This is a genomic window from Pseudarthrobacter sp. TAF60_1, from assembly GCF_052113505.1.
GTDB lineage: Bacteria > Actinomycetota > Actinomycetes > Actinomycetales > Micrococcaceae > Arthrobacter.
On sequence record NZ_JBFRDI010000008.1, the window covers coordinates 152,606 to 177,987 of the forward strand.

A 25,382-nucleotide genomic window follows, 5' to 3' on the forward strand; every position below is an offset into this window, starting at 1 on the left:
CCGCCGTAATAGATCTCGTCCTGGACAGGTGCTTCTGTAACGGGTGCTTCTGTAATGGTTGTCTCCGTCGCGGCTAACTGGTATGCGTTCTTAACTGAATGATAGCGGTAGCCTCAAAACGCGCGGTTACGCTGGGCGGCACGCCACCCGGCCGGGAGTCAGTTGCCCACGGCCTCCCGCCAGCTGCGCAGGAAAGCCGCGCCGGCGTCGTCGTGGATTACATCGTTGCCCAGGCCCAGATCCGTTGCGGTTAGCACGTCATAGGGTTTGACCGGGACACCATCCGCGGGCCGGACGTCGACGTGCTTCACGGGATGGTCGTTGTGGTGCAGCCAGTCGGCCATGGCGTAGTCGGTGCGGGAGTCGCCCATGGTCCGCCAGGCTTGAGGCGTGATGCCCTCGGCTGCCAGCAGTTCCACGGCTCGGCTGGCGCCCAGGTCCTTGCCCAGCCTCACCGACTCAATATCGGTGGAAATGATGGTGGGGTCCACGCGGTAGTCCACGGCGTCGTCGGAGTTCGGCGCGTGATGGTCCAGGCGGACCACACCCAGGCCGTGGCGGGCCATCAGGTCCATGGCGTCCGTGTCGAAGAGCTGCTGCTCGGCGAGGTAATCGGCGTTGGCAACCGCGATGTGCTGCTCCACGGACACCATGGCCCGTTTCGTCTCGTCGAAGAACATGTGGGCCGAGTAGTCCTCGGCCACCAGCCTGCGGACGTCATCGCCGTAGGCCTTGGGAACGGCCAGTTCCTTGTCAACGTGGATGGGGCCGGGGCCGGCGGCGGTGTAGCTGAACCAGACGGCGCCCTTTTCGCAGATGGCGTGGATGACGGTTCCGGCCGGCATGCCGGCGGCGATCATGGGCTCCATGACCTGTTCCCGGATGAACGTATCGGAGCGGCCGGTGTTGAAAATGACGGGAATGCCTGCGGTGGCCAGGGCCACCATATCGGCGATGATGCCAGGCTGCACGTCGCGGGTCACCGGGCTCGCCACGGGACCGTCCACGTCGAGCAGAAGGGCAAGCGGCGGGGTGGACGGCAGGCGGACGCCGGGCGCGGGGCTGGCGGGGAAATCGGATGCAGTCATGGCTCCATTGTGTCAGCCAGGGGCCAGCATCCGGGTGCGCTAGCCGCTGCGAGGGGGCCCGAAGCCTCCGGCCTCTGGTGGATGGTCACTGTTTGGCTACAACCTTGAAACGGCGCGGGCCGGACTCTTCTCTTGGGCCGCCAAGGTGCCTAGTGTTGCAGGGTGATCTTCAAAGCTGTGGGCGAGGGACGCCCGTACCCCGACCATGGTTACAGCACGCCCAAACAGTGGGCATCGCTGCCGCCGCGCCCCGTGCGCCTGGACGAACTGGTGACCACCAAACGGACTTTGGACCTGGAGGCCCTCCTGGCGGAGGACTCCACGTTTTTCGGCGACCTGTTTCCCCACGTGGTGCAGTACCAGGGAACCCTGTACTTGGAGGACGGCCTGCACCGCGCCGTCCGGACAGCGCTGCACCAGCGCACCGCCATCCACGCCCGCGTGCTGGTAATAGATGGCTAGGAAACCCACGGATGCCCGGGTCCTGCACGGCCACCGGGTTGTCACCGGGGCGGAACTGCGGGCCACCTTTGAGGCCGCCGGCGATCCCGACGATCCCGTCCGCCTCCGCCGCAGGGTTGTGCACGGCGTGGTGCTGGTCCTGCTGCTGGGCCTCATCGCCGGCGCCATCATCACGGCGTTAGCCATCATCAACGGGCATATAAAGCTTCCGACGCCGGCGGCCAGCGAGGAGCCCAGGAGCACGTGTCCCTCGGCCACCTTCGACTACACCCCGCCCGAACGGATCAACCTCAACGTCTTCAACGCCACCAGCCGGCCCGGACTGGCCCGCACGGTGGCGGACGAACTCCTGGCCCGGAAGTTTGTGGTGGGGAACGTGGCCAACACCGAAGCGGGCTACCGTGGCGTGGCTGCTGTGGTCTCGGGTGCGGCCGGGCAGTCGGCGGCCTTTACCGTCCAGCGGAACGTGCCGGGCTCCGACTACTTCCAGGACGGCCGGACCGATGCCAGCGTAGACGTGATCCTTGCCGGCGACTACAAAGAGCTGGCCGCTGCGGACCGGGTGGACCAGACTCCCGGAAAGCTCAGCTGCCCGCGGGAAAGCCGCCGCATCGCCGACGACGCGAAGTGGCCCGTAATTCCGACGGCGACAGCCAAGCCTTAGCGGACCCGCAGGGGCGCGCCGTCGTCGTCGAACCGTGCTCCGGCGCCCAACTGGATGAACCGCACCGTCCTGGCGATACGCGCCTCAAGTTCGGCGGGTTCATTGCTGCCGCGGGCGGCACTGGAGGACAGGGTCCCGTGGATCAGTTGTGCCTGCTGGCCGATGTCAGCCTCCGGCAGGAAGCCCTGCGCCATGCCATCACGCAGGATGCCTTGAAGCATGACACTCAGCTCACCCACGTGGTCCGCCAGTTTGGCGAAGGACGACGGCGACAGTACCGCCGCCATGGCCGGCCCGGGCGGGAGGTGGCGGCGGCTGAGGTCCTCCACCTGGGTGCGAACGTAGAGCGCCAGCCGTTCGACGGGGTTGTCCACCGCAGCCAACGCATCGCGCAGCTCTGCGAGGAACCGCTCGGTCTCATCCAGGGCGTAGGAGATCAGCAGTTCTTCGATATCGGCGTAGTAGTTGTAGACCGCCGTGCGCCCCACGCCGGCGTGCCGTGCGACGTCCGTCATGGTCAGCCCGGGCAGGCCGTGGGTAAAGAGGAGCTCACCAAAGGCCGTCAGGATCCGGTGCTGCGTGTCGGCTCGTTGCGCGGCGTTGGTGGCCGCCGAAATCCTGGGCATGCAGACACTTTATCGCGATGTGTCAGTAAACGCGGCCACCGTGTCGTCGGCGGTCGGGTGTGCGATGGCCGACTCGTCGGCGGTCAGACAGCGCAGCCGTCCGGGCCGCAGGCTTCGCCCTCCGAGGCGTTGACCAGCACCAGCGGGTTACCCTCCCGCCAGGCCTGATTGAGGGCAGCGGTGAACGTTTCCACAGGCTGGGCGCCGGAGAGCCCGAACTTGCGGTCAATGACGAAGAACGGCACACCTGTGATTCCCAGCGTGCGGGCTTCCTCGAAGTCGAAGCGGACGGCGTCGGCGTACTTGTCCGTAGTGAACAGCTCAGCTATTTCGGCAGCATTGAGGCCCAACGCCAGGCCCAGTTCCGTGAGGTACTCCTGGCTCCCGATGTCCTTGCCGTGCTCAAAGTGGTCGCTGAGGAGGCGTTCCTTGGCTGCATCCTGCTGGCCGTGTTCGGCAGCCAGGTGGATCAGGCGGTGGGCGGTGAAACTGTTGGCTACCACCACCTGGTCGAAGCGATAGTTGAGGCCTTCACCCTTGGCCTGCTCCGCAACGTGCTCAAACATCTGCGAGACCTGCGCCTGCGCCATGCCCTTCATCCTGCTCAGGTACTCAAGCTCGGTGCCGTCGTAGTGTTCCGGAAGGCTGGGGTCCAGTTGGTAGCTGCGCCATGTCACGTCCACGGATTCGCGGTGCGGGAACTCGGCCAAGGCGGCCTCAAACCGGCGTTTGCCGATGTAGCACCAGGGACACGCGACGTCTGACCAGATCTCAATCTTCATGCTCGCCACAACCGTCTCCGGGCGGGAGGCATTCCCCGCACGGTGTGTTTGCTTTGTCACGTCGGGGGTTGAAATGGGACCCCGGGCAGGGTAATAGTCAGAGCAACAGGTTAAGCAAACGGCCTTTTGAACTCACTCACTCGCCATATCTGGGGGCGTGGCATGTGATCCTCACGGAGGAAAGCATGCGCATAGGACTTATTGCAGCACCATGGATCCCCATTCCACCCGCCGGATACGGGGGCATAGAACGCGTTGTTGACTCCCTTGCCCGGGGTTTCATTGCGGCGGGCCACGAGGTCATGCTCGCCGCAGCATCTGACAGCGACTGTCCGGCAACGCTGGTACCAGGGATGCGGCCGTCCGAACCAGCGGAAATGGGCATGGCACTCTCAGAGCTGAGCCATGTCATCAGGGCCTATGACGGCATGGGTGGTGTGGACATCATCCATGACCACACCCTGGCCGGACCGCTGGTTGGCCGGAGGAAATCCAGCGCCCCTATTGTGACCACCATTCACGGACCCCCCATTCCGGCGTCGGCGGATCTGTACCGTGCAATGGCCGGTGACACGGCCATTATCGGGATCTCGCGTGACCAGGCTTCCAAGGTTCCGGATGTGCCCATCACCCGAGTGATCCACCACGGCATGGACGTTTCCGGAGTACCTGTCGGTTCCGGGGGCGGCGGCTATGCCTGCTTTGTCGGCAGAATGTGCCCGGACAAGGGCGTGGTTGAAGCCATCGTGATTGCGCGCAAGGCAGGCATTCCGCTACGGATTGCGGCGAAGATGCGCGAGCCTGAGGAGATTGCGTATTTCCGCTCGGAGGTTGAGCCGATGCTCGGCAGTAACGAGGAGTTTCTAGGCGAGCTGGGGGACGCGGACAAGTATTTGCTCATGGGGGAGGCGATGGCGTTCCTCAATCCCATCCAATGGTCCGAACCCTTCGGGCTGGTCATGATCGAATCCCTTTCCACGGGGACGCCTGTGGTGGGCACACCCATCGGATCAGCACCTGAAATCGTTGATCACGGCAAAACGGGATACCTCGCGCCGACAGAGGAACTGCACAATTTTCTTCCGCTTGCTGCGGCGCTGGACAGGTCGCACTGCAGGGACAAAGCAATCAAGATGTTCAGCACCGAGAGGATGGTCCTCAACCATCTGGATCTGTACGCAAGCCTCGTGGAAAAGAGCCACAGGGCAGGGGTTCCGGACGATGCATATGCACACCAGAATCGGGCAGGGCGAGCACTGGTCCGGGCGCCGGAACCTGGCCCGATTTCTATCCGGAGGCCCTGAGGAAGGAGTGCACCCATGACTGCTTGGAATGCCGATACGGAAGCCGATATTGGCGGGGTTGACGCCGTAACCCTGGTGGAAGGGTCTTCCTTCTGCATCTCTTCCCACAGCGGTGACCTCAGCTCCGAAGGCGGGACAAGCGGGGCGTTCTATCAGGACACCCGGGTCGTGTCCCGATGGATCCTGCGCATCAACGGTGCCCTCCGCGAGCCGCTGGTTGCGCACCGGCCCGATGCCTACGAAGCCACTTTCGTGGGCCGCGCACGGTGGCCGGACGGCCGCTTCGACAGTCCACTGGTGGTCCGTCAGGAACGCCACATCGGACCCGGCCTCCAGGACGACATCACCCTCGAGAACTATTCCTCGGAAGATGTTGACTGTGATATCGAACTTCTGGTGGACGCGGACCAGGCGGACCTCTTCGATGTCAAGGGCGGCCGCCCCATCAACGAAGACAGCCTGACCCGGACTGTCAAAGGTCCGGAACTCCTCATCGAAGCCGTCCGCAACGGCCAGCGGCGCGGCTCCGCGATCCGGGCCGCGGGGGCCGAAGTTACCGCCGACGCCCTGCGGTTCCACGCGCACATCCCGGCGCGCGGCAAGTGGGCCACCAGCGTCATTGTGGTCCCGCTGATAGATGGGGAGGCCCCAAAGTCCCCCTTCACGGAGGCTGGGCTGCCCCGTCACCGGGTGGGAGTTCAACGCCACCGGGAGTGGGAGGAAAATGTACCGCGGCTTTCGCTCGCGGACAGCAGCATTGAGGAAACCCTGCAACGGAGTCAGACCGACTTGGGGCTGTTGCGGATTTTCGACCCTGAGCATCCGGACCGTGTTGCCGTTGCAGCCGGTGCGCCCTGGTTTATGGCGCTCTTCGGCCGGGACTCGCTGCTGTCTTCCTACATGGCCCTGCTGGTGGATTCCACGTTGGCTGCCGGAACACTGCAGACCCTCGCCGCCCTCCAGGGCTCGAAAGTCGATAACGATTCCGAGGAACAGCCCGGACGCATCCCGCACGAAGTACGCCTTGGCGTGACCGCCGGCCTCTCCTTGGGCGGAACCGCGTATTACGGCACCGCAGATGCCACCCCGTTATTCGTCAGTGTGCTGGGTGAGCTCAGCAGGTGGGGGCTGTCCGATGACGTCATCGATTCCCTGCTGCCGCATGCAGACCGCGCCCTTGAATGGATCGAAAAGTACGGGGACCGGGACGGCGACGGCTTTGTGGAATACCTCCGGCCCAACACGCATGGGCTGGTCAACCAGGGCTGGAAGGATTCCTGGGACGGTATCAATTTTGCCGACGGGCGGATGGCTGAGGCTCCCATCGCGCTCTGCGAAGTCCAGGGCTACGTCTATGCCGCCTACCTCGCACGCGCGCTCCTGGCGGGCTCCGCAGGGGATGCCGAGACGGAACACCGCTGGGCTGAGCGGGCAGCGTCGCTGAAGAAGGCTTTCAACGAGAAATTCTGGCTCCCGGACAAGGGCTACTTCGCCGTCGCGTTGGACAAGGACAAGAAGCCGGTGGACTCCTGTACCTCAAACATGGGCCACTGCCTGTGGGTTGGCATCGTGGACGAGGAGAAAGCGCCGCAGGTGGTGGAGCGGCTGATGTCGCCGAAGATGTTCACCGGCTGGGGAATCCGGACGCTGGCCTCCGACATGGTGGCCTACAACCCGGTGAGCTACCACAACGGATCCGTGTGGCCGCACGACTCGGCCCTGGTGGCAACGGGCCTCATGCGCTACGGCTATGTAGCTGAGGCCAAACGGGTGGCGCGGGGGATCTTTGATGCGGCAGCCCATTTCGACGGGCAACTGCCGGAACTGTTCTGCGGGTTCGACCGCAGCGAATACTCCGGGCCGGTGCCCTATCCGACGGCGTGTTCCCCGCAGGCCTGGGCGGCGGCGGCGCCCATCCAGCTGGCCCGAATCCTGCTCCGGTTCGACCCCGACTTCACCCGCGGCGTTGTCCACCTGGCACCGATCCTGGCCGAGGACAAGGGCGAGTTCAGGGCCGACAACGTGCGGCTGGGTCATGCCAGAATTTCCATTCGCGCGAACCGGCAAGAAGGAAATATCGACGGACTTCCGCCCGAATTGAAGCTGTTGAAGGAGCCGCGTCCCGCTTTGGACGATGGGCTGGGCGGGAAGGCCGGCGAGTAACGCAGGCGGCTACTGGGGCAAGGCGCGTTCCATCACGAAGTCGTGTTCCACGGTGGTCCCCAGCCGGAAGGACTTGCTGCCCACTTTGCGGAAGCCCGACTTCTCATAGAAGCGGGTGGCCCGGGCGTTCTGGCTGTTGACGCCCAGCCACACACCGGCTGCGCCTGCGGCGGCCGCCGCGTCGAGGCTGGCGTGCATCAGTTCAGCCGCGGCGCCCAGCCCGTGGTGCTCAGGGTGGACGTAGCATTTGCTGAGTTCGACTGAGGGCCGGAGTGTGAGTGCGGAGGCCACATCCGGGTCCGACGTGGGCCGGTTGACGAGCAGGCTATAGCCGCGCAGGCTGCCGTCCGCGTCAATCACCAGGACAGTGACATCCGGATCCGCAAGGTAACGGCGGAAGTGCTCCTCACTCAGGGTATTCGCCAAGTGGGCGGCAATATCCTCCGGTGACGACGACGGCGGGCAGGCCAGCGGGAAGGTGACCGCTGCCAGTTCGGCGAGCGGGCCGGCGTCGTCCGTTGTAGCTTTTCGGATGGTGTGGGTCATGCAGAAAACTCTAAGGCTTGGAGCTGAAGGCGGCATCGAAGGAGGTGTTCGACGGCGGGAAGTCGAACTTCTTCAGCGCGGCGAGGGCTTCCGGGGCGCCGTGGAGACGGTCCATGCCGGCGTCTTCCCACTCCACGGAGATGGGGCCGTTGTAGCCGATCGCAGCCAGCGCCCGGAAGGAGGATTCCCACGGCACGTCGCCGCGGCCTGCGGAGACGAAGTCCCAGCCGCGGCGCGGGTCGCCCCAGGGCAGGTGGGAGCCCAGGACGGTGTTGCGTCCGGTCTGGCGTAGCTTGGTGTCCTTGCAGTCCACGTGGTAGATCCGGTCCTTGAAGTCCCAGATGAAGGAGACGGGATCGATGCCCTGCCACATCATATGGGAGGGGTCCCAGTTCAGGCCGAACGCTTCACGGTGGCCGATCGCCTCGAGGGTGCGGACGGTGGTCCAGTAGTCGTAGGCGATTTCGGAGGGGTGGACTTCGTGGGCGAAGCGGACGCCGCATTCGTCGAAGACGTCCAGGATGGGGTTCCAGCGGTCGGCGAAATCCTGGTATCCGGCGTCGATGACTTTTTCAGGGACGGGCGGGAACATGGCCACGTACTGCCAGATGGAGGAGCCGGTGAAGCCGACGACGGTGTCCACGCCGAGCGCTTTGGCGAGCCGGGCGGTGTGCTTCATTTCCTCGGCCGCGCGCGTACGGACGCCTTCGGGGTCGCCGTCGCCCCACACTTTCGAACCCACGATCGCCTCGTGGCGGAAGTCGATGGGGTCATCGCAGACGGCCTGGCCCTTGAGGTGGTTGGAGATGGCCCAGACCTTCAGGTTGTAGTTGTCCAGGACGGCGAGTTTGGACTCGACGTAGCCGGGTTCGTCCCAGCGCCAGGCGTCGAGGTGGTCCCCGGAAACGGCGATTTCGAGGCCGTCGTAGCCCCAGCCGGAAGCCAGGCGCGCGACTTCCTCGAAGGGGAGGTCGGCCCACTGGCCGGTGAACAGGGTGTACGGGCGGGGCATGTCAGGCTCCTTCAGTGGCGGGTACGGCGGCGGCGGTGAGCTGGATGATGCAGGATTTGGCGTTGGCGGATTCTTCGATGGCGGCCAGTACCCGCTGCACGGCCAGGCCCTCTTCGAACGATGGCGACGGCGGGGTGCCGCCGTCGATCGCGGCGAGGAAGTCCCGGATTTCGTGCGTGAAGGTGTGTTCCCAGCCGATCACGTGGCCTTGCGGCCACCAGGCATCCATGTAGGGGTGCTCGGGCTCGTTCACGAGGATTCGCCGGAAGCCCTGCTCGCGGGCCGGGAGGGTGGCGTCCAGGAACTGGAGTTCGTTGAGGTTTTCCAGGTCGAAGACGATTGCGCCTTTGTCCCCGTAGACCTCGAGCTTCAGCGAGTTTTTCTGGCCGGTGGCAACCCGGGAGACCTCAACTGAGGCGATTGCGCCGGAGGCGAGGGACAGCGTGGCCCAGGCGGCGTCGTCGACCGTTACTTCCTCGGGGCCGTCCGCCCCGGGGCGGCTGGTCACGAAGGTGTGCAGCCGGCCCGAGACTTCGGTGACTGAACCGCCCAGCAGGAACAGGACCTGGTCGATCGTGTGGGACGCGATGTCGCCCAGCGCACCGGACCCGGCGGTTTCCTTATTCAGCCGCCACGTCATGGGGGAGTCGGCGTCCACCAGCCAGTCCTGCAGGTACGCGGCGCGAACGTGCCGCACCGTACCGAGCCGTCCTTCGGCGATCAGCTCCCGGGCAAGTGCCAGGGCCGGGACACGGCGATAGTTGAACCCGATCATGGATTGGACGCCGCGTTCCCGGGCCGCCCGGGCGGCGCCAGCCATCGCCTCAGCTTCGGCCAGGGTGTTCGCCAGCGGCTTTTCCACGAGGACATGCTTGCCGGCCTCGAGTGCGGCGATGGCGATCTCGGCGTGCATCCAGCCCGGGGCACAGATGTCCACGATGTGAATGTCGTCCCGCTCCAGGACCGAGCGCCAGTCCGTGGCGGATTCCGTCCAGCCGTATTTCGAGGCGGCCGCCGCGACCTGCCCGGCGTCCCGGCCCACGAGCACTTTCTGCTCGAAGGCCGGGACGTCGAAATAGGACGCAACGTTCCGCCAGGCGTTCGAGTGGGCCTTGCCCATAAAGGCGTAGCCGATCATTGCCACGCCGAGGGGCGGGCCGTCCAGGGTGGTGCCGTTGTCAGGGGAGTTCATGGCGTGAGTCCTGGAGAGTGGCTGCTGTGGGGTCCCAGTCCTCGGGGAGGGCCGGGGACGCAGGGGCGGAGCTTTCGACGTCGATGAAGGTGCCCGATTCCACGGACTCCGAAATCGAGACCATGGTGTCCAGCACGTGGTAGGCGAGGTTGCCCGTGGCACGGTGCGGAACGCCCGCCCGGATAGAGCGGGCCATGTCCAGGACACCCATGCCGCGGCCGTTTGTGGGGCCCGTGGCGGGAATGGTGGTCCAGTCCTCGTCTCCTGCACGCGAGAGCTTGATGTCGCCGTCGAAATAGTTGGGGTCCGGCATTGACAAGGTGGCCTCTGTGCCGGTGATTTCCAGGAAGCCCATCCGCACGCGGGGCGACTCGAACGAGAAGACGCTGTGTGAGGACGCGCCGTTTTCGAACTGTGCCATGGCGCTGACATGCGTGGGGACCTCCACCGTGAACTCCTCGCCCAGCTTGGGGCCGGAACCGATGACGCGGACTTCCTTGGCCTTGGAGCCTATTGCGGCCACGCGGCGAACGGAGCCGAACGTCTGGACCAAGGCTGTGAGGTAGTAGGGGCCCATGTCGAAGAGGGGACCGGCGCCGTACTGGAAGAGGAACGCGGGGTTCGGGTGCCAGGACTCCGGCCCCGGCGTCTGGAACGTGGTCATGGCCGTCAGAGGGGTGCCGATGTCGCCGCGTTCGATCAGTCTGCGGGCGGTCTGCAGGCCCGCGCCGAGAAAGGTGTCCGGCGCAGTGCCAAGCCGGATGCCTGCGGCGTCGGCGGCTTTGAGCAGCCCCAGCCCGGATTCGCGATCCAGGGAGAAAGGCTTCTCGGTCCAGACGTGCTTCCCCGCGTTGACCGCGGCGGTGGCTACCTCCACGTGGGCGGCCGGGATGGTGAGGTTAACGATGATTTCGACGTCGGGATGGTTCAGCGCCAGCTCCGGCGGCCCCCACTCCGGGATGCCGTATTCCTTCGCGCGCGCCGCTGCGGCGTCTTCGAAGAGGTCAGCGATGACGTGGACTTTCAGGTCGGGGAAGACCGTGAGGTTGTCCAGGTACTCCTTGCTGATGTTCCCTGCGCCGATGACGCCGACGCCTACCGGGCCACGTCTGGTGGTTGCGTCGCGGTTCATGCTTTTGCCCTTTCGGCGGTGTTTGCGGTCAGGTAAGCGAGGCTCTCGGCGATGCCTTCGAAGACGTCGCCGGCGTAGTCGTCAAACTCCACTACGCCTACTTCGAGGGACTTGGCAGCAGCGATGACGTCCAAGACGGCCACCTTTCCCTTTCCGGCCGGCAGCTGCGCTTTGGTGTCCGTGTTCAGCGGACCGTCCTTGATGTGGATGAATTTCACTTTGTCGCCCAGCCGGTCCAGTACTTCGACCGGATCCTGGCCGCCTACGGCAACCCAGTAGGTGTCCACTTCAAGGACCACTTCGGGATCCAGCAAATCGGCAAAATACTCCAATGCCGTGCGGCCCTCGATGACGGACTCCAGTTCCCAAGCGTGGTTGTGATAGCCGACGCGGATGCCATGCTCGGCACCTTTCTTGGCGGCTTCGTTCAGCTTCGCCGCGGTGGCTTGGATGTCCTCGGCCTTCTGCCAGTGCTCGGCCGGGAGATACGGATCGATGACGGTGCTGATGCCCAGCGCCTTGGCAGCGGCGAAGATTTCGTCCTGGTCCTGGCTCAGCAGGGGTGCGTGCCCGGAGGGCGCTGCCAGGCCGTTTTCCTTCAGTGCCTTCCCGAGTTCCTCCGCGGTGGACACGAAGTTGTAGGGCTCAACCTGTGAGAAGCCGATCTCAGCGACCTTGCGGATGGTGCCGGGCAGGTCTTCCTGGATCGCGTCGCGGAGGGTATAGAGCTGAAGGGAGTAGTTCATCGGTTCTCCTAAGGTGCAGACGAATCCACGCTGACTGGTTGCTAGGGGTGGCCCTCACTAAAGCTAGAACGACTTATGCCGAGCGTCAAGCAAAAGTGGCAAGTCGACTGTCTGCCTTGGCTCGGTGTGACAGGCAGAAGGAAGGTATGTTATTCATGATCCATGAGTCCCACCCCCGCGCCATTGACTGCCGCCCCGGATAACGGCGCCAGTTTTTCCCGGGCCGGCGACCTCTTCCAGCTCCTACGCGACGGCAAGGCCCGCACGCGCGCCGAACTGGCCCTGACTACGGGCCTGGCACGGTCCACGGTGGCTTCACGCATCGACGCCCTGATCTCCTCCGGCCTGGTGGGGCCGGCCGGTGAGGCGAGTTCAAGCGGTGGCAGGCCGCCGTCGCGCTTTGCCTTCAACCCGGCCGCCCGCTCAGTTTTGGCGGTCGACGTCGGCGCGACGCACGTAATCGTCGCTGCCACGGATTTGGGCGGGAACGTCCTTTCCGAACGACGGCTGGCGCAGGATGTGGCTGCCGGCCCGGAAACGGTGCTGGACTCCGCGGTTGCAGAAGGGTTGGCAGTCCTGGCCGAGGCTGGACGGACCCTCAAGGACCTGGCCGGAGTGGGAATCGGACTGCCGGGCCCTGTGGAGCACGCCACCGGCCGGCCCGTAAAGCCGCCCATCATGCCCGGGTGGGACGGGTTCGACGTCGTCCGTTACGTCCAGCGATCCCTGCCAGTCCCGGTGCTCGTGGACAACGATGTGAACATCATGGCGCTCGGCGAGCGGACGGCGCACTGGCCCGAGCACGAAAATTTCCTCTTCATCAAGGTTGCCACCGGTATCGGCGCCGGGATCATCAGCAGTGGTGAACTGCAGCGCGGTGCCAACGGAACAGCGGGCGACCTTGGTCATGTCCGTGTGCCCCGGGGAGATGATGTGCTGTGCCGGTGTGGAAACAACGGGTGCCTGGAGGCGCTCGCGTCCGGACCCGCCCTGGCCGCTGAACTGACCCGGCAAGGCGTACCGGCCAGTAAGGGCAATGACGTGCTGCGGCTGGTCAGCGACGGCAATCTGCAGGCCATCCAGGCTCTGCGGCAGGCCGGACGCGACGTGGGAGATGTCCTGGCCATGGTGGTGAACCTGCTCAACCCCTCCGTGATTGTCATCGGCGGAAGCCTGGGCCAGGCCGGCGAACACCTGATGGCCGGGGTCCGCGAAGTGGTGTACCGGCGGTCGCTGCCGTTGGCCACCACCCACTTGCGCATTGCGCTGTCAGTGGCCGGGGACAAGGCAGCAATCCTAGGGGCCAGCCAGATGGTGACGCAGTACGTGTTGTCGCCGTCGGTCATTGAAGCCACGCTCCAGGCAACAGGCTAGTTCATACCCGCTAGCGCGAAATCACCCGGACCGGCGAACCTGCAAGCCAGGCCTGCACGTCCTCAAACGCGCCCCCGTAGAACTGCCGGTAGCTTTCCTGCGTGACGTACCCAAGATGCGGGGACAGCACCGTGTTGGGGGTGCTGAGGAGTGGGTGGGCCGGCTGGATGGGCTCGATATCGAACACATCCAATGCTGCTCCCCGGATCCAGCCGTCATTCAGTGCACGCACCAGGGCGTCCTGCTCAACCAGTGGGCCGCGGGAGGTGTTCACCAGGAGGCCTTCGGGACCGAGAAGCTTCAACTCGCGCTCGCCCACTGTCCCCTCGGAACGGGGAGAAAGCCGCAGATGGAGGGTGGCGACGTCGGAATTCCTGAACAGGTCCTCCTTACTGACCTTCCGGGCTCCGACGTCGGCGGCGGTCTCCTCGGTCAGGTTCTCGCTCCAGGCAAGCACTTCCATGCCGAATGCCTGCCCGAATGCAGCGATCCGGCGCCCGATGTTGCCCAAGCCGACAACACCCAGGGTCTTGCCCGACAGCTCCATCCCGACAGACGTTTGCCATGTGCCGGCCCGCAGCGAGTGTTCCTCGGCCGGGAGGTTCCGGGCCAGGGCCAGCAGCAGTGCCCACGTCAGCTCGGGGGCGGCGGTGGGGGAGCCGGGCGTGCCGCAGACGGTGATGCCGAGTTCGTCTGCCGCAGCCACGTCGATGGCAGCGTTGGCCATACCGGTGGTCACCAGGAGCTTGAGGCCGGGAAGCCGCTCCAGCACCGAACGCGGGAATGGGGTCCGCTCCCGCATGGCCACGACGATCTGGAAGCCGGCCAGTGCCGCCTCGAGGGCGTCCTCCGACTGGAACGGCTCCCTGAAGACGGACGTGGAGACGCCGGACTGTTGCAGGGAGGACCAGTCGGCGAAGCCGTGCGCCACGTCCTGGTAGTCGTCAAGGATGGCAAGCCGTTGCTGCATGTGAAGTTCCTTCGTCCGGAGAAGCGGGCCGCGCGAGTTGTTGTCCAGAGAATGCCAGTTCCCGTCATTCTAGGGCGCATCATCCGGGCAGAAACTCCCGGCTGGTGAGTCGTGATAGCAATGGGGGTGATGAAATCACTTTTAAACCCCGGCGTCACCCTATGAGCGGCCAGTTCCTGGCCAAGGTTCCCAAGGCGTGGATCCTGCTTGCCTGCATCGGCCTGCTCGCACTGAACCTGCGCGGACCTTTCGTGGCTGTCCCGCCGGTGGTGAACGTGATCCAGGCCGAACTCGGGTTCTCACCGGTGGTCCTGGGACTGCTCACCAGTATCCCGGTGCTGTGTTTCGCCGTGGCTGCCTCGCTGGCTTCCCTGACTGCCCGCAAATTTGGTGCGGAATTCGCCGTAACCCTGACCATCCTTGGCGTGCTGGCGGGCGTTATTGTCCGTTCAGCAGGCGGGGCGGCGTTGGTGATTGCGGGAACGGTCATCATCGGACTTGCCATCACGGTCGGTAACATCGCCGTGCCGTTGATTATCCGCCGCGACTTCTCCCCGATGCGGCAGGGCACCGCGATGGGCGTTTATACGGCAGCACTGAACATCGGTTCGTTCCTGACGTCCATGGTGACGGCACCCCTGGCCGAGCTGGCAGGCTGGCGGGTAGCGCTCGCCGCCGTGGGCGTCCTGGCCGTGGTGGCCATTGTTTTCTGGACCCTGGCGGTGGGGCCCCGCGCGGCTTTCGTTCCTTCAGGCGCAACGGTGAGCGGCGGGGAAGTGCATCCGGCGGTCAAAGGGGCCCGGTGGATCACTGCCGGCCTGACCGCAGGCTTCACGGGGCAGGCGTTCTCCTACTACGCCGTGACAGCGTGGCTGCCGAGCTACCTCAACGACGAGCTGGGCATGTCCGCCTCCGCCGCGGGCGCGGGGTCCTCGCTGTTCCAGATCTTCGCCATAGTTGGCGGCCTGGGCGTTCCCTTCGCCGCCAAGTACTTCAGTACGACGACGGCGGCGGTCACCTTGGGACTCATGTGGACGGCGGTGCCCGCCGGGCTGATGCTGGCCCCGGACCTGTGGTGGCTGTGGTCCACTTCCGGCGGCATTGCGCAGGGCGGCGGCATCACCCTCATTTTCATCGCCATCATCAAACTGGCCAAGGACCAGGCATCGGCCGGCCGGATGTCCGCCACGGTTCAGGGGCTCGGTTACTGCTTTGCCGGGGTGGCACCGCCGCTCGTGGGGTTCGTCCACAATTCCACAGGATCGTGGACCCCGGCGCTGCTCCTGGTTTTGGCATCGACGCTAATGTTCTTCGCTGGCACCACCGCCTCCGTGCGCCTGGTGCCGAAGGGTCGCTGACCCGGCCCGCCGCCGTCGTTCTTCTCCCTCCCCTCCGACGCTCCTGCCTCCAATCCAACGCTCTCTCACTTAATGCGGCTTAACGGCCGACGCTCTCTCACTTTCCTGAGGAAAGTGAGAGAGCGTCGGCCGTTTTCTTGCATTAAGTGAGAGAGCGTCGGGGGATCACACCCGGTGTCGGTCCGGCGTCGGGCCTGCCCAAGGGGTGTTCCGTCGCCGGGCCGGCTCCCCGGATCTCGGGGTGCCTGTTGCGAAGGGCGTGCCTGCCCGGCGGACGGAAATCTGTGCAGCGTTTACGCGGCGGCGAGCTCTTCCTTGGTTGCCTTTTCCCGTGCTTCGGTGAGGTAGCGGGCGTAGGCGGGGAGGGTGAGGAAGGACGGGAAGTCCTGGCTGAGGGTGACTTCTTCGAAGATGTCGCGGGCGTCTTCGAAGCGGTCGCCGTCGAAGCGTTCCAGGCGCGCGAACTCTTCGTCGAGCAGTTCCTCGATCCAGTGGTGGGTGATGATTTCGCCGTGGTCGGTGATGGCGGAGGCGAACATCCACTGCCAGAGCTGGGAGCGGGAGATTTCCGCGGTGGCGGCGTCTTCCATGAGGTTGTGGATGGCCACGGCGCCGTTTCCGCGCAGCCAGGACTCGATGTAGCGGATGCCTACTTCGATGTTGTTCCGGATGCCCTGCTCAGTGATGGTGCCTTCGGTGGCGGCCACGTTGATCAGGGCGCGGTCATCGGGGGTAACGTCCTCGCGGGTCCGGTCCAGCTGGTTGGGCTTTTCGCCCAGGATGGAGTCGAACACCTCGCGGCAGACCGGCACGAGGTCCGGGTGGGCCACCCAGGAACCGTCGAAGCCGTCGTTGGCCTCGCGGGTCTTGTCGGCGCGTACCTTCTCGAAGGCGTTGGTGTTGGCTGCTTCGTCCTTGCGGTTGGGGACTGCGGCGGCCATACCGCCGATGGCCATGGCGCCGCGCTTGTGGCAGGCCCGGACCAGCTGTTCGGTGTAGGCGCGCATGAACGGGGCGGTCATGGTCACCTGGGCGCGGTCCGGCAGGACGAACCGGGGGCCGCGGGTGCGGAAGTTCTTGATGAGGGAGAAGATGTAGTCCCAGCGGCCGGCGTTCAGGCCGGCGGCGTGATCGCGCAGTTCGTAGAGGATCTCCTCCATTTCGAACGCGGCGGTGATGGTCTCGATCAGCACGGTGGCGCGTATGGTGCCCTGCGGGATGCCGAGCAGGTCCTGCGCGAGGATGAAGATATCGTTCCAGAGGCGTGCTTCGAGGTGGTTCTCGATCTTGGGCAGGTAGAAGTACGGCCCCTTGCCCTGGGCCAGGAGCCGGCGGGCGTTGTGGAAGAAGTACAGGCCGAAGTCCACGATCCCGCCGGCAACCGGGGCGCCGTCGATGATCATGTGCTTCTCGGGCAGGTGCCAGCCGCGGGGGCGGACCACGATGGTGGGCAGTTCGCCGGCGGGCCGGAGCTTGTATTCCTTGCCCTCGGGGGAGGTGAAGTCGATCCGGCGCTCGAGTGCGTCGGTGAGGTTCAGCTGGCCCTTGATGACGTTGCGCCAGGTGGGGGTGGAGGAGTCTTCCATGTCCGCGAGCCAGACCTTGGCGCCGGAGTTCAGGGCGTTGATGGTCATCTTCTGGTCCACCGGCCCGGTGATTTCCACCCGGCGGTCCTCCAGGCCCGGGGCCGGGGGAGCTACGCGCCAGGACGGGTCGTTGCGGATGTCCTCGGTCTCCCGCAGGAACCGGGGGTCCTGGCCGGCTGCGATCTCGGCCCTGCGGGTCCGGCGTGCCTGCAGGAGTTCCTGCCGGCGCTCCGCGGTGGCCCGGTGCAGCTTTGCGACAAACTCCAAAGCATCCGGAGTAAGAACCTCGTTCTGCCGGCAAATGGGCTGCGCGGTGAGGGTGATTCCGTTGATAGTGAAGCTGTCAGTGAAGGTGTTCATGTCAAATCTCCTGTTGCGTGGCCCAACTGGGTAGCAGTAAGTGTCGTTTTGAGCCTCCAAAACGACACTTAGTGCTATGTACTTGGGGAAAGTTTTAGTGGAACTGGCCCTCTTCGGTCGATCCGACCAAGGCGAGGGTGGATGCGTTCGGGTTGAGCGCAGTGGCAATGTCGTCGAAGTAGCCGGTGCCGACTTCGCGCTGGTGCTTGGTTGCGGTGTAGCCGCGGGACTCGGAGGCGAATTCCTTTTCCTGGAGTTCGACGTAGGCGCTCATGCCTTCACGGGCGTAGCCGTGGGCAAGATCGAACATCGAGTAGTTCAGGGCGTGGAAGCCAGCCAGGGTGATGAACTGGAACGTGAAGCCCATGGCGCCGAGTTCACGCTGGAACTTCGCGATGGTGGCGTCGTCCAGGTGCTTGCGCCAGTTGAACGACGGCGAGCAGTTGTAGGAGAGCATCTGGTCCGGGAACTCACCCTTGACAGACTCGGCGAACTTCTTGGCCAGCTCGAGGTCCGGGGTGCCGGTCTCCATCCAGATGAGGTCGGAGTACGGGGCGTAGGCCTTGGCACGGGCGATGCAGGGTTCGATGCCGTTGCGGACCTTGTAGAAGCCTTCCGGGGTGCGAACTGGCTGTCCCCCTTCGCGGAGGACGAATTCCTGGTCACGGGGGTCGACGTCGGAGGTGATCAGCGTTGCTGCCTCGGCGTCTGTGCGGGCGATGACCACCGTCGGGGTGCCGGCGACGTCGGCTGCCAGGCGGGCCGCGTTCAGGGTGCGGACGTGCTGCTGGGTGGGGATCAGCACCTTGCCGCCGAGGTGGCCGCACTTCTTCTCCGAAGCGAGCTGATCCTCCCAGTGCACGCCTGACGCGCCGGCCTGAATCATGGATTTCATGAGCTCGTAGGCGTTCAGCGGGCCGCCGAAGCCGGCCTCTGCGTCGGCGACGATCGGGACCATCCAGTCCTCAACGGTCTGGACGCCTTCGGAGAATTCGATCTGGTCCGCCCGGAGCAGCGCGTTGTTGATGCGGCGCACCACCGTGGGAACCGAGTTGGCCGGGTACAGGGACTGGTCCGGGTAGGTGTGGCCGGAGTTGTTGGCGTCCGCGGCGACCTGCCAACCCGAGAGGTAGATGGCACGGAGCCCGGCCTTGACCTGCTGCACGGCCTGGTTGCCGGTCAGGGCGCCCAAGGCGTTGGTGTAGCCGCCGGTCTTGTGCTCTTCGGTGAGCTGCTTCCAGAGCTTCTCCGAACCGCGGCGGGCCAGGGTGTGTTCCTCGGAGACCCGGCCGCGGAGTTTGACGACGTCCGCCGCCTTGTAGTCACGGGTCACACCTTCCCAGCGCGGGTTGGCGGCCCACTCGAGCTCCAGTGCGGCGGCCTGCTCGCTTGCTGTGTCCTGTGCGGACGGCTGCTGGTTGGGCTCAAATGCTGCAGTCATCGTTGTCTCCTTGGTTGTGCTCCGGGATGTTGGCCGGCCGGGCTGCGTCGTTGCAGTTCCGGCCGGCTGTCCGGTGCGGTGTTTCTTTCCGTGTTCACTACTTTTCAGCAGTTCGAAGCACATAACTAGGGGAAAAGTGTGGAAAGAAATGCACTTCTTCGCGTATCCTCAAGAAATGTCCCTTGGAAGCTGGAATCGCGAAGTTGCGCCACCGCCGTCGTCCACCACGTCCCCGGAACTGGACGTCATCAGCCTCGGCCGCCGCGTGCGCCACCTGCGCAAGCAGGCGGGCCTCACCCTCGATGACCTAAGTGCCGCCGTCGGGACTGCATCGAGCCAGCTGAGCCTGATCGAGAACGGCAAGCGCGAGCCCAAACTGACCTTGCTCCAGGGGCTGGCCGCGGCCCTGAACGTGAGCATTGACCAGCTGCTGGGTGCCGAACCGCCGAGCCGCCGCGCGGCCCTCGAAATTGAGCTGGAACGCTACCAGCGCGGACCCCTTTACGAGTCATTGAACCTGCCCAAAATCCGCATCAGCTCGCGGCTTCCGGTTGATGTGTTGGAGGCACAGGTGGGGCTGCTGCACGAGCTCGAACGCAAGCTTAACGAGCAGGTGGCGACGCCGGAGGAAGCCCGCCGCGCGAACGGTGAACTGCGTGCCATGATGCGAGAGCGCGGCAACTACTTCCCGGAGTACGAGGCCGAGGCGCAGAAGGTGCTGGCCGCCGTCGGGTACACCGCCGGACCGCTGAGTCAGCACGTGATCGCGGACATTGCGGAAAACCTCGGATTCACCCTCCATCACGTTGGTGATCTGCCGCATTCCACCCGGTCAGTGACCGATTTGAAGAACCGCAGAATTTATTTGACGCAGAGCCAGCGGCAGGATCATGATCCGCGATCCGTCCTGCTTCAGGCCTTGGGGCATTATGTTTTGGGTCATGAGACGCCGCGCAATTACGGTGACTTTTTGGCCCAGCGGGTGGCCACCAACTACTTTGCAGCCGCGTTGTTGTTGCCCGAACAGGCCACGGTTGATTTCCTTCAGAAGGCGAAGGCGGCCAAGGAAATCGCAGTGGAGGACATCCGTGATGCCTTCGCGGTGTCCTACGAGACCGCAGCCCACCGCTTCACCAACCTGGCCACACAGCACCTGGGCATCACCACCCATTTCCAGAAGACCCACCAGAGCGGCATTATCTACAAGGCCTACGAGAACGACGGCGTGACGTTCCCGATGGACCATACCGGCGCCATCGAGGGCCAACCGTCGTGCAAATCATGGACGTCACGCGCTGTTTTCGACGTGCCGGACAAGTTCAGCGCATACAGCCAGTACACGGACACCCCGTCCGGCACGTTCTGGTGCACAGCCCGCACGGAGCGGTCGGCTAACGGAGAGTTCTCGCTGTCGATCGGGGTGCCGTACCAGCATGTGAAGTGGTTCCGCGGCCGGGAAACGACGGCCCGCGAAAAGTCCACCTGCCCGGATCCAAACTGCTGCAAGCGGCCGCCGGCGTCGCTGGCGTCCGAATGGGCCGGCAACGCCTGGCCGTCGGCCCGCGCCCACTCGCACCTGCTGGCCGCGATGCCGCCCGGCGCCTTCCCCGGCGTGGACGAGACTGAGGTGTACAGCTTCCTGCAGGCCCACTCCGCGACCTGACCCCCCAGGACCCTCTCTCACTTAATGCGGGTTTTTGATTGACGCTCTCTCACCAGCTTTTAGGCTTATCGGACCGTTCAGTCGTGCAGCCTGAACTTGTCATGTCTGCACTCACTGGCATGTTCAGTCCAGGAAAGGCAACACAAAATGGTGGTTTGCTCTCCATTCTCGTGCTTCCTTGGTTGCCCTTTTAGCCTCACGTCGCGATAACCGATCGATGCCCGAGGACCAGTGCGCCTGCAGTAGCTTGGCGCGGTTTTGCGCCTGCTCGTGGGTGAGATTTGCAATGTTCAGGGCAAGACGACTGCCCGGGTTCCAGGGTCGGGGTGCTGCGCGCCCCTTCTGGCAAAGGGTCTGAGCACAGGAAAAATGTACCCAGCCCATGAATAGAATTCCCGCCATGACCGGCAAGTTTGAAGTTCCGAAGGCGGCCGCGGTTCCTCCTACGAAGATGACCGGAATGCTGCAGGCAAAAGATTTGAACACGCGCGATGCTCTCGGGCGTCCTTGATTTCCTAGCCGTAGAGAAAGCAAGGCGAAAGCAATAGAGATTGCCAGTCCGAATAGGCTGCAAACAGCAAAATACACCCCCGCAATAATCAGTAACCGGACGTACTGAACGTCCCCCCAGAACCGATAGCCAGGACTCATTATTGCGGTCATAACCAGTACAAATACCATCGCTAAAACGACAATGAAGAGCCAGTTGATGGCGATTCACGCAGACAACCATGGCTGCTTTGCATCGCTGTAAAGACTCTTTCCCCAGCGTTCTCCCCAGGCCTGTTCGAGAAGTCCAGCCTTACGGAGTACATGGACGAGATGCCACTGCTGTTGAATGCTTTGAAGTCCGAAAAATGTAGAGGTTGGCCCGGCAAGAAGAAGCAGGAGCCAGAGGATGATGCAAGTTCCCGTGCCCGCAGCGGCCTGCTGATTCCAGTCTGGCTCACCTTGGTGAAGAACCATCCAAGTCAAGGCACGATATGGCGCGGTAGCTGCTACGAGCGTCATGATGAATTGAATCAAGCTTCGGAAGTCTAGCCGCGTCCAAAGCCGGACGGCAGCTTCAATTCCCATTTCGTCCGGGGAATGCCGATCAAAGCGATTTATCGCAAAGACCGCGCCGGCGAGGGCAATGAACTGTCCCATGCCCGAAGGGTCAAGGGCGAGGAGGGATAAAACCTGCAGAAATCTTGGTGAAAGTTCGATGCCACCTTCGGATCTGCTGACCCATCCGGGACCCATTAGTATGACGATAAGCAACACAAACATTGTCAGGCCGCCCGCGAATATGAGTCCGGCATCGAACGCGATACTCCTGCGTTCATTGAGCCCAGCTTCATGCAGGTGATTTATTGAGGAAATCTTGTTGCGATTGATCATGCGATCACCATAAGAACCACCTCAGACATTGAGTGTCACGCTAAGCACGTTCTTGCGTCACTCCCGCAGGAGTCAGGATTGGAAATCGCCGGAAATCTGGGCGAATTTCAGGGTCCCCCTGGAACCGCGCGCGCCCAAAAATGCGCTGGCAGTGACGCCAGACGGCGGCCCGGTGAGAGAGCGTTGGTGCTAGCCGTGGAGCTCCCGGTAGGCCGCGGCTGCCGCGGGGTGGAGCGAAAGCCCCGGGGTGTTGATTAGCGACTCGGGGCTCAGGAACTGAACGCCCAGGCTGGAACGCGGGACCAGTTCCTCCGCGTGGCCCACCAGGATTTCCACGGTCTTTTTCACCGTGCTGGCGTCGGCGTCGCGCCGGCACAGGAGGAGATTCGCCACCCCTACCGTCCAGACCGCCGGAATGCCCGGGTAGGCGCCTTCCGGGATCAGTACGCGGTCGTAGAACAGGCCATGTTTTGCCCGCAGCGCCGGAAGAAGGGCGGACAGGTCCAGCAGCCTCAGGCCGGTAGCACTGTGAGCGGCAGCAATGGCGGCGGTGGGCACGCCGCCGGACCAGAACAGCGCATCAACCGAGCCCTTCTGCAATGCCGCAAGACCCTCGTTGAGCCCTAAATTCAAGACAGTAACGGTACCCCCGGCGGCTGCAGGGCCCGTGCCGGGCACGGTGGAGCTCAGCCCGGCGGCCTCAATCAGCCGGGGAGTGGTCAGCGACGTCCCGGACCCCGGCTCCCCGACAGCCACGGTCCGGCCGGCCAGCCCCGCAATGTCCAGGATGCCGCTGTCCCGCCGGACGACGCAGTGGACGTAGTTCTCGTACACTTTGCCGACGGCGGCAATTCCGACGGCGGTTCCGTCACCTGACGCTGCGCGCTGGGCAGCAGAGTCAGAGAGTGCGACGGCGAACGTTGCCTTGCCGGACAGCAGGAACTCGAGATTGTCGAGGCTGCCGCCGGTGGTCAGGGCGGTGGCCCGCCCTGCCACACCGTGGCGTTGCAGCGACTCCGCCAATAGCCCGGCGAATTCCAGGTAGAAGCCACCCGGCTCACCGCCGGCCACAGTCACGGCATCCGGCCGGTCATCGGGCGTGCACCCGCCAAGCCCGGGAAGCAGGAGGCCGGTCAGGCCGGCTGCCAGGCCTGCCTTGAGGGCGGTCCGGCGCGGAAACGCGGGGGACCCGTAGCGGTCAGTCATGGGATTCCTCCCGCCCCGCAGCGGGCGGAAAGTCGAGCCGCGCAACCAAGCCGTGGGGAGAGGCGGCGGCCAGCACCAGGCGGCCACCATTGGCGGCCGCCAGCTTGTCGACGATCGTCATGCCCAGGCCGCTGCCGCGGGTCCCGCGGTTCCTGGGTGAGCGCCAGAAGCGGCCAGTGGCTGCTGCCCGTTCGTCGGCGGAAAGGCCGGGACCGTCGTCGGCCACTTCGATGCCCACCACGCCCGGATGCACCCGGGCGGCCACAGTGATGTGGGCACCCGGCGCATATTTGACGGCGTTGTTGAGCAGTTCAGCGACCATCTGGGCCAGCTCGGCGGCATTGCACGCGACGTGCAGCGCCGGTTCGGGCTGGCTGTCCAGCGTAATTGATGCACCGCTGCGCCGTGCGGCTGGTTCTGCCCGTTCCACTTCCTCCTGGAGGACCCGGTACGGATCGATGGACGCCTGCCGCTCGCCCAAAGCACTGCGCGAAGAGCTGCCCTGCGGACTTCGGGCAGAGTCCTCACTCACCCGGTGCTCCGCCGCCGCAAGCTTCAGCACACCCTCCAGAAGCCTTTCCACGTGGTCAAGTTCCGCCAGGACACCGGCCGCGGCGTCTTTCTGCGTGGCTGTCTGCAGTTCCAGTTGGAGCAGGTCGATCCTCAGCCGCAGGGCGCCCACTGGATTCCGCAGCTCATGGGAGGTGTCGGCGATCAGTTGCCGCTGGGATTCCAGGCTGTTGCTGACGGTCCGGGCCATCCTGCTGAAAGAACGGCTGAGTTCCCGCAACTCCGGGGGCCCGGCCTCCGGAAGCTGGCCGGTCCGGCCCGTGGTCTCGAGTTCCGTCACCGCGGAGTTCAGCCGATGGACCGGACGAAGCACCCAGCCGGTCACCCTGGCCGCTGCAAGGAGGAGCACCGCTGCGAGCGCGGCCGCTGCCAACCCGACCAGCAGCCACCGTTCCCGCAGTTTCTGCCGGGCCGGCTCCAGTTTCACCTCCAGGACCACCGCACCCAGGACCTGGCTGGCGCTGCCGAATGGCCGGGACACCACCTCCGAATCAGGTCCGAACGGCTGGAGCGGTGCGAGGGTGATGTCGCTAAGATTCAGGTTTGCCCGGGCCAGTGCCTCACCCGCGTCGGCTCTTTCCGCGCTCAAGCCACCGGACCGCAACGTCCCGCTCTGGAGGCGAATCAGGACCCCCTCGCCATAGAGTTCGGAGTATCTGTCCATCTCCGTCTGGAGACCCGCGGACTCGCCTCCCGTGGCTGCGTCGAAAGCCACTTGGGCGAATCGGTTAAGTGCCGTCACCCGTTTGATCTGAAGTTCCTGGGTCAGTTCCCGGCTGACGGACGCCAGGATGGCAGTGGAGCCAAGGACCACCATGAGGATGGACAAGACGCTCAGGATGGCCAGCACGCGCAGCTTCACGCGGGGTCCGCCTCAACCCGGTAGCCAACGCCACGGACGTTGATGATGAAGCCTGGCCGTTGGAGCTTTGCCCGTAACCCCGTCAGGTGCACGTCCAAGGCGCGGGAGGACGCCACGAAAGCGTCTCCCCACAGGGCGTCCAGAATCTGTTCCCGGGTCACCACCGAACCCGCGTGGCCGGCCAGGAGGGCGAGCAGGTCGAACTCGGTGGCCGTCAGGGGCAGTTCCTCGGAATCACGGACCGCCACACGGCGTTCGAGGTCGATCTCCAGATCGCCCAGCACGATGTTCCTCTGCGGTGCGGCCGAGTAGCGGCCCGCACGGCGGGTGATCGCTTCGATACGCGCCAGCAGTTCAACGAGCTTCACTGGCTTGACGAGGTAGTCGTCCGCTCCGGACCGCAGCCCGAGCACCACGCTGCGTTCGTCGTCGCGCGCTGTGAGGATCAGGATGGGCACCGCGGTGACCTGGCGCAGCTTCCGCAGCACCTCCAGGCCGTCCATGTCCGGGAGCCCGAGGTCCAGCAGGATCACGCCGAACTTCCGGTGGACCAGCAGCGCATCAGCCCCGCGGGCAACCCGGGTGGGATTGTGGCCCGCAGTCACCACCGCCGCGGCCAGCGCGGATGCCATGGCGTCGTCGTCCTCGACGATCAGCAATTCCATGGCGCTCTTCCTCTTCCTCAGTGGGCACCCGCGGACTGCCCGCTTTGGAGATTACCCCTAGCCCGGGGCGAAACCTAAGGAAGTGTTAGGAAATGGCCTCCTACGTAGGTTGTGCCGTGCATCACGCATAACTTGGATGAGGGCCTCGGCGTGTGCGGGGGACCGTCAATGTCGAGGAGGAACGATGGGCAATGTTGCCCTGGACAGCAGGAAATCAGGCCAGGAAG

General features: G+C 64.7%; 22 protein-coding genes. 7 read left to right on the forward strand and 15 right to left on the reverse strand.

The features are described 5' to 3' along the window. Positions 1 to 158 precede the first annotated feature (158 nt). Positions 159 to 1,088, reverse strand: coding sequence for a hypothetical protein (locus AB4Y73_RS11495; protein ID WP_441871617.1), 930 nt, complete (start codon positions 1,086 to 1,088; stop codon positions 159 to 161). A 162-nt stretch (positions 1,089 to 1,250) separates the two neighbouring features. Here AB4Y73_RS11495 and AB4Y73_RS11500 point away from each other — a divergent pair, with 162 nt between their 5' ends. Further along, complete coding sequence (locus tag AB4Y73_RS11500; protein WP_255769974.1) at positions 1,251 to 1,550, forward strand: type II toxin-antitoxin system VapB family antitoxin; 300 nt, start codon at positions 1,251 to 1,253, stop codon at positions 1,548 to 1,550. After that, positions 1,543 to 2,214, forward strand: coding sequence for a LytR C-terminal domain-containing protein (locus tag AB4Y73_RS11505; RefSeq protein WP_441871619.1), 672 nt, complete (start codon positions 1,543 to 1,545; stop codon positions 2,212 to 2,214). Before AB4Y73_RS11500 ends, AB4Y73_RS11505 begins: the two co-directional genes overlap by 8 nt. Here AB4Y73_RS11505 and AB4Y73_RS11510 read toward each other — a convergent pair. Together AB4Y73_RS11510 and AB4Y73_RS11515 are read right to left on the reverse strand one after the other, a co-directional pair. After that, entirely contained in the window at positions 2,211 to 2,840 is a 630-nt protein-coding gene (locus AB4Y73_RS11510) for a TetR/AcrR family transcriptional regulator (protein ID WP_441871621.1), read from the reverse strand. The two genes, AB4Y73_RS11505 and AB4Y73_RS11510, sit on opposite strands and share 4 nt — an antisense overlap. A gap of 83 nt (positions 2,841 to 2,923) precedes the next feature. Beyond that, the gene (locus AB4Y73_RS11515; RefSeq protein ID WP_441871717.1) at positions 2,924 to 3,622 is read right to left on the reverse strand and encodes a DsbA family oxidoreductase; all 699 of its coding nucleotides are present in this window, start codon (positions 3,620 to 3,622) and stop codon (positions 2,924 to 2,926) included. Between the two features lie 185 nt (positions 3,623 to 3,807). On the opposite strand from AB4Y73_RS11515, the gene AB4Y73_RS11520 reads away from it, so the two are divergent. Then, a complete protein-coding gene (locus tag AB4Y73_RS11520) occupies positions 3,808 to 4,926 on the forward strand; it encodes a glycosyltransferase family 4 protein (RefSeq protein ID WP_441871623.1) in 1,119 nt (372 codons plus the stop codon). Positions 4,927 to 4,941: 15 nt separating this feature from the next. Beyond that, a complete protein-coding gene (locus AB4Y73_RS11525) occupies positions 4,942 to 7,089 on the forward strand; it encodes an amylo-alpha-1,6-glucosidase (protein WP_441871625.1) in 2,148 nt (715 codons plus the stop codon). A 9-nt stretch (positions 7,090 to 7,098) separates the two neighbouring features. On the opposite strand, the gene AB4Y73_RS11530 is transcribed toward AB4Y73_RS11525, so the two are convergent. From AB4Y73_RS11530 to AB4Y73_RS11550, 5 genes are read right to left on the reverse strand one after another with little or no spacing between them, the layout of a single operon-like run. Continuing rightward, on the reverse strand, positions 7,099 to 7,635 hold the full coding sequence (locus tag AB4Y73_RS11530; protein WP_441871627.1) for a GNAT family N-acetyltransferase: 537 nt from the start codon (positions 7,633 to 7,635) through the stop codon (positions 7,099 to 7,101). A 10-nt stretch (positions 7,636 to 7,645) separates the two neighbouring features. After that, on the reverse strand, positions 7,646 to 8,647 hold the full coding sequence (locus AB4Y73_RS11535) for a sugar phosphate isomerase/epimerase family protein (RefSeq protein WP_441871629.1): 1,002 nt from the start codon (positions 8,645 to 8,647) through the stop codon (positions 7,646 to 7,648). A gap of 1 nt (position 8,648) precedes the next feature. Beyond that, complete coding sequence (locus AB4Y73_RS11540) at positions 8,649 to 9,839, reverse strand: Gfo/Idh/MocA family protein (RefSeq protein ID WP_441871631.1); 1,191 nt, start codon at positions 9,837 to 9,839, stop codon at positions 8,649 to 8,651. After that, entirely contained in the window at positions 9,826 to 10,971 is a 1,146-nt protein-coding gene (locus AB4Y73_RS11545) for a Gfo/Idh/MocA family protein (RefSeq protein ID WP_441871633.1), read from the reverse strand. Before AB4Y73_RS11545 ends, AB4Y73_RS11540 begins: the two co-directional genes overlap by 14 nt. Beyond that, positions 10,968 to 11,717 carry a sugar phosphate isomerase/epimerase family protein gene (locus AB4Y73_RS11550; protein ID WP_441871635.1) on the reverse strand — a complete coding sequence of 250 codons (750 nt, stop codon included), beginning with the start codon at positions 11,715 to 11,717 and terminating at the stop codon, positions 10,968 to 10,970. The genes AB4Y73_RS11545 and AB4Y73_RS11550 overlap by 4 nt, the downstream gene beginning before the upstream one ends. Before the next feature lie 162 nt (positions 11,718 to 11,879). Between AB4Y73_RS11550 and AB4Y73_RS11555 the strand changes: the two genes are divergently transcribed. After that, complete coding sequence (locus AB4Y73_RS11555; RefSeq protein WP_441871637.1) at positions 11,880 to 13,091, forward strand: ROK family transcriptional regulator; 1,212 nt, start codon at positions 11,880 to 11,882, stop codon at positions 13,089 to 13,091. Positions 13,092 to 13,101: 10 nt separating this feature from the next. Here the strand turns inward: AB4Y73_RS11555 and AB4Y73_RS11560 are convergent, their stop codons facing one another. Then, entirely contained in the window at positions 13,102 to 14,061 is a 960-nt protein-coding gene (locus tag AB4Y73_RS11560) for a D-2-hydroxyacid dehydrogenase family protein (protein ID WP_441871639.1), read from the reverse strand. A 161-nt stretch (positions 14,062 to 14,222) separates the two neighbouring features. On the opposite strand from AB4Y73_RS11560, the gene AB4Y73_RS11565 reads away from it, so the two are divergent. Beyond that, on the forward strand, positions 14,223 to 15,419 hold the full coding sequence (locus AB4Y73_RS11565) for an MFS transporter (protein WP_441871641.1): 1,197 nt from the start codon (positions 14,223 to 14,225) through the stop codon (positions 15,417 to 15,419). 293 nt (positions 15,420 to 15,712) lie between these two features. Here the strand turns inward: AB4Y73_RS11565 and aceB are convergent, their stop codons facing one another. Together aceB and aceA are read right to left on the reverse strand one after the other, a co-directional pair. Further along, complete coding sequence (aceB, locus tag AB4Y73_RS11570) at positions 15,713 to 17,365, reverse strand: malate synthase A (protein ID WP_441871643.1); 1,653 nt, start codon at positions 17,363 to 17,365, stop codon at positions 15,713 to 15,715. Between the two features lie 94 nt (positions 17,366 to 17,459). Continuing rightward, the gene (gene aceA, locus AB4Y73_RS11575) at positions 17,460 to 18,806 is read right to left on the reverse strand and encodes an isocitrate lyase (RefSeq protein ID WP_441871645.1); all 1,347 of its coding nucleotides are present in this window, start codon (positions 18,804 to 18,806) and stop codon (positions 17,460 to 17,462) included. A 148-nt stretch (positions 18,807 to 18,954) separates the two neighbouring features. On the opposite strand from aceA, the gene AB4Y73_RS11580 reads away from it, so the two are divergent. Continuing rightward, positions 18,955 to 20,469 carry a helix-turn-helix domain-containing protein gene (locus AB4Y73_RS11580; RefSeq protein ID WP_441871719.1) on the forward strand — a complete coding sequence of 505 codons (1,515 nt, stop codon included), beginning with the start codon at positions 18,955 to 18,957 and terminating at the stop codon, positions 20,467 to 20,469. Positions 20,470 to 21,186: 717 nt separating this feature from the next. Here the strand turns inward: AB4Y73_RS11580 and AB4Y73_RS11585 are convergent. The 4 genes from AB4Y73_RS11585 to AB4Y73_RS11600 all read right to left on the reverse strand — a co-directional run bounded on the left by AB4Y73_RS11585 (position 21,187) and on the right by AB4Y73_RS11600 (position 25,155). Continuing rightward, positions 21,187 to 21,852 carry a hypothetical protein gene (locus tag AB4Y73_RS11585; RefSeq protein ID WP_441871647.1) on the reverse strand — a complete coding sequence of 222 codons (666 nt, stop codon included), beginning with the start codon at positions 21,850 to 21,852 and terminating at the stop codon, positions 21,187 to 21,189. Between the two features lie 189 nt (positions 21,853 to 22,041). Beyond that, on the reverse strand, positions 22,042 to 23,058 hold the full coding sequence (locus AB4Y73_RS11590) for a TAXI family TRAP transporter solute-binding subunit (RefSeq protein WP_441871649.1): 1,017 nt from the start codon (positions 23,056 to 23,058) through the stop codon (positions 22,042 to 22,044). Then, complete coding sequence (locus AB4Y73_RS11595; protein WP_441871651.1) at positions 23,051 to 24,490, reverse strand: sensor histidine kinase; 1,440 nt, start codon at positions 24,488 to 24,490, stop codon at positions 23,051 to 23,053. The genes AB4Y73_RS11590 and AB4Y73_RS11595 overlap by 8 nt, the downstream gene beginning before the upstream one ends. Beyond that, positions 24,487 to 25,155: a response regulator transcription factor gene (locus AB4Y73_RS11600; RefSeq protein WP_441871653.1), complete on the reverse strand. Its 669-nt coding sequence runs from the start codon at positions 25,153 to 25,155 to the stop codon at positions 24,487 to 24,489. Before AB4Y73_RS11600 ends, AB4Y73_RS11595 begins: the two co-directional genes overlap by 4 nt. Positions 25,156 to 25,382: the final 227 nt, after the last annotated feature.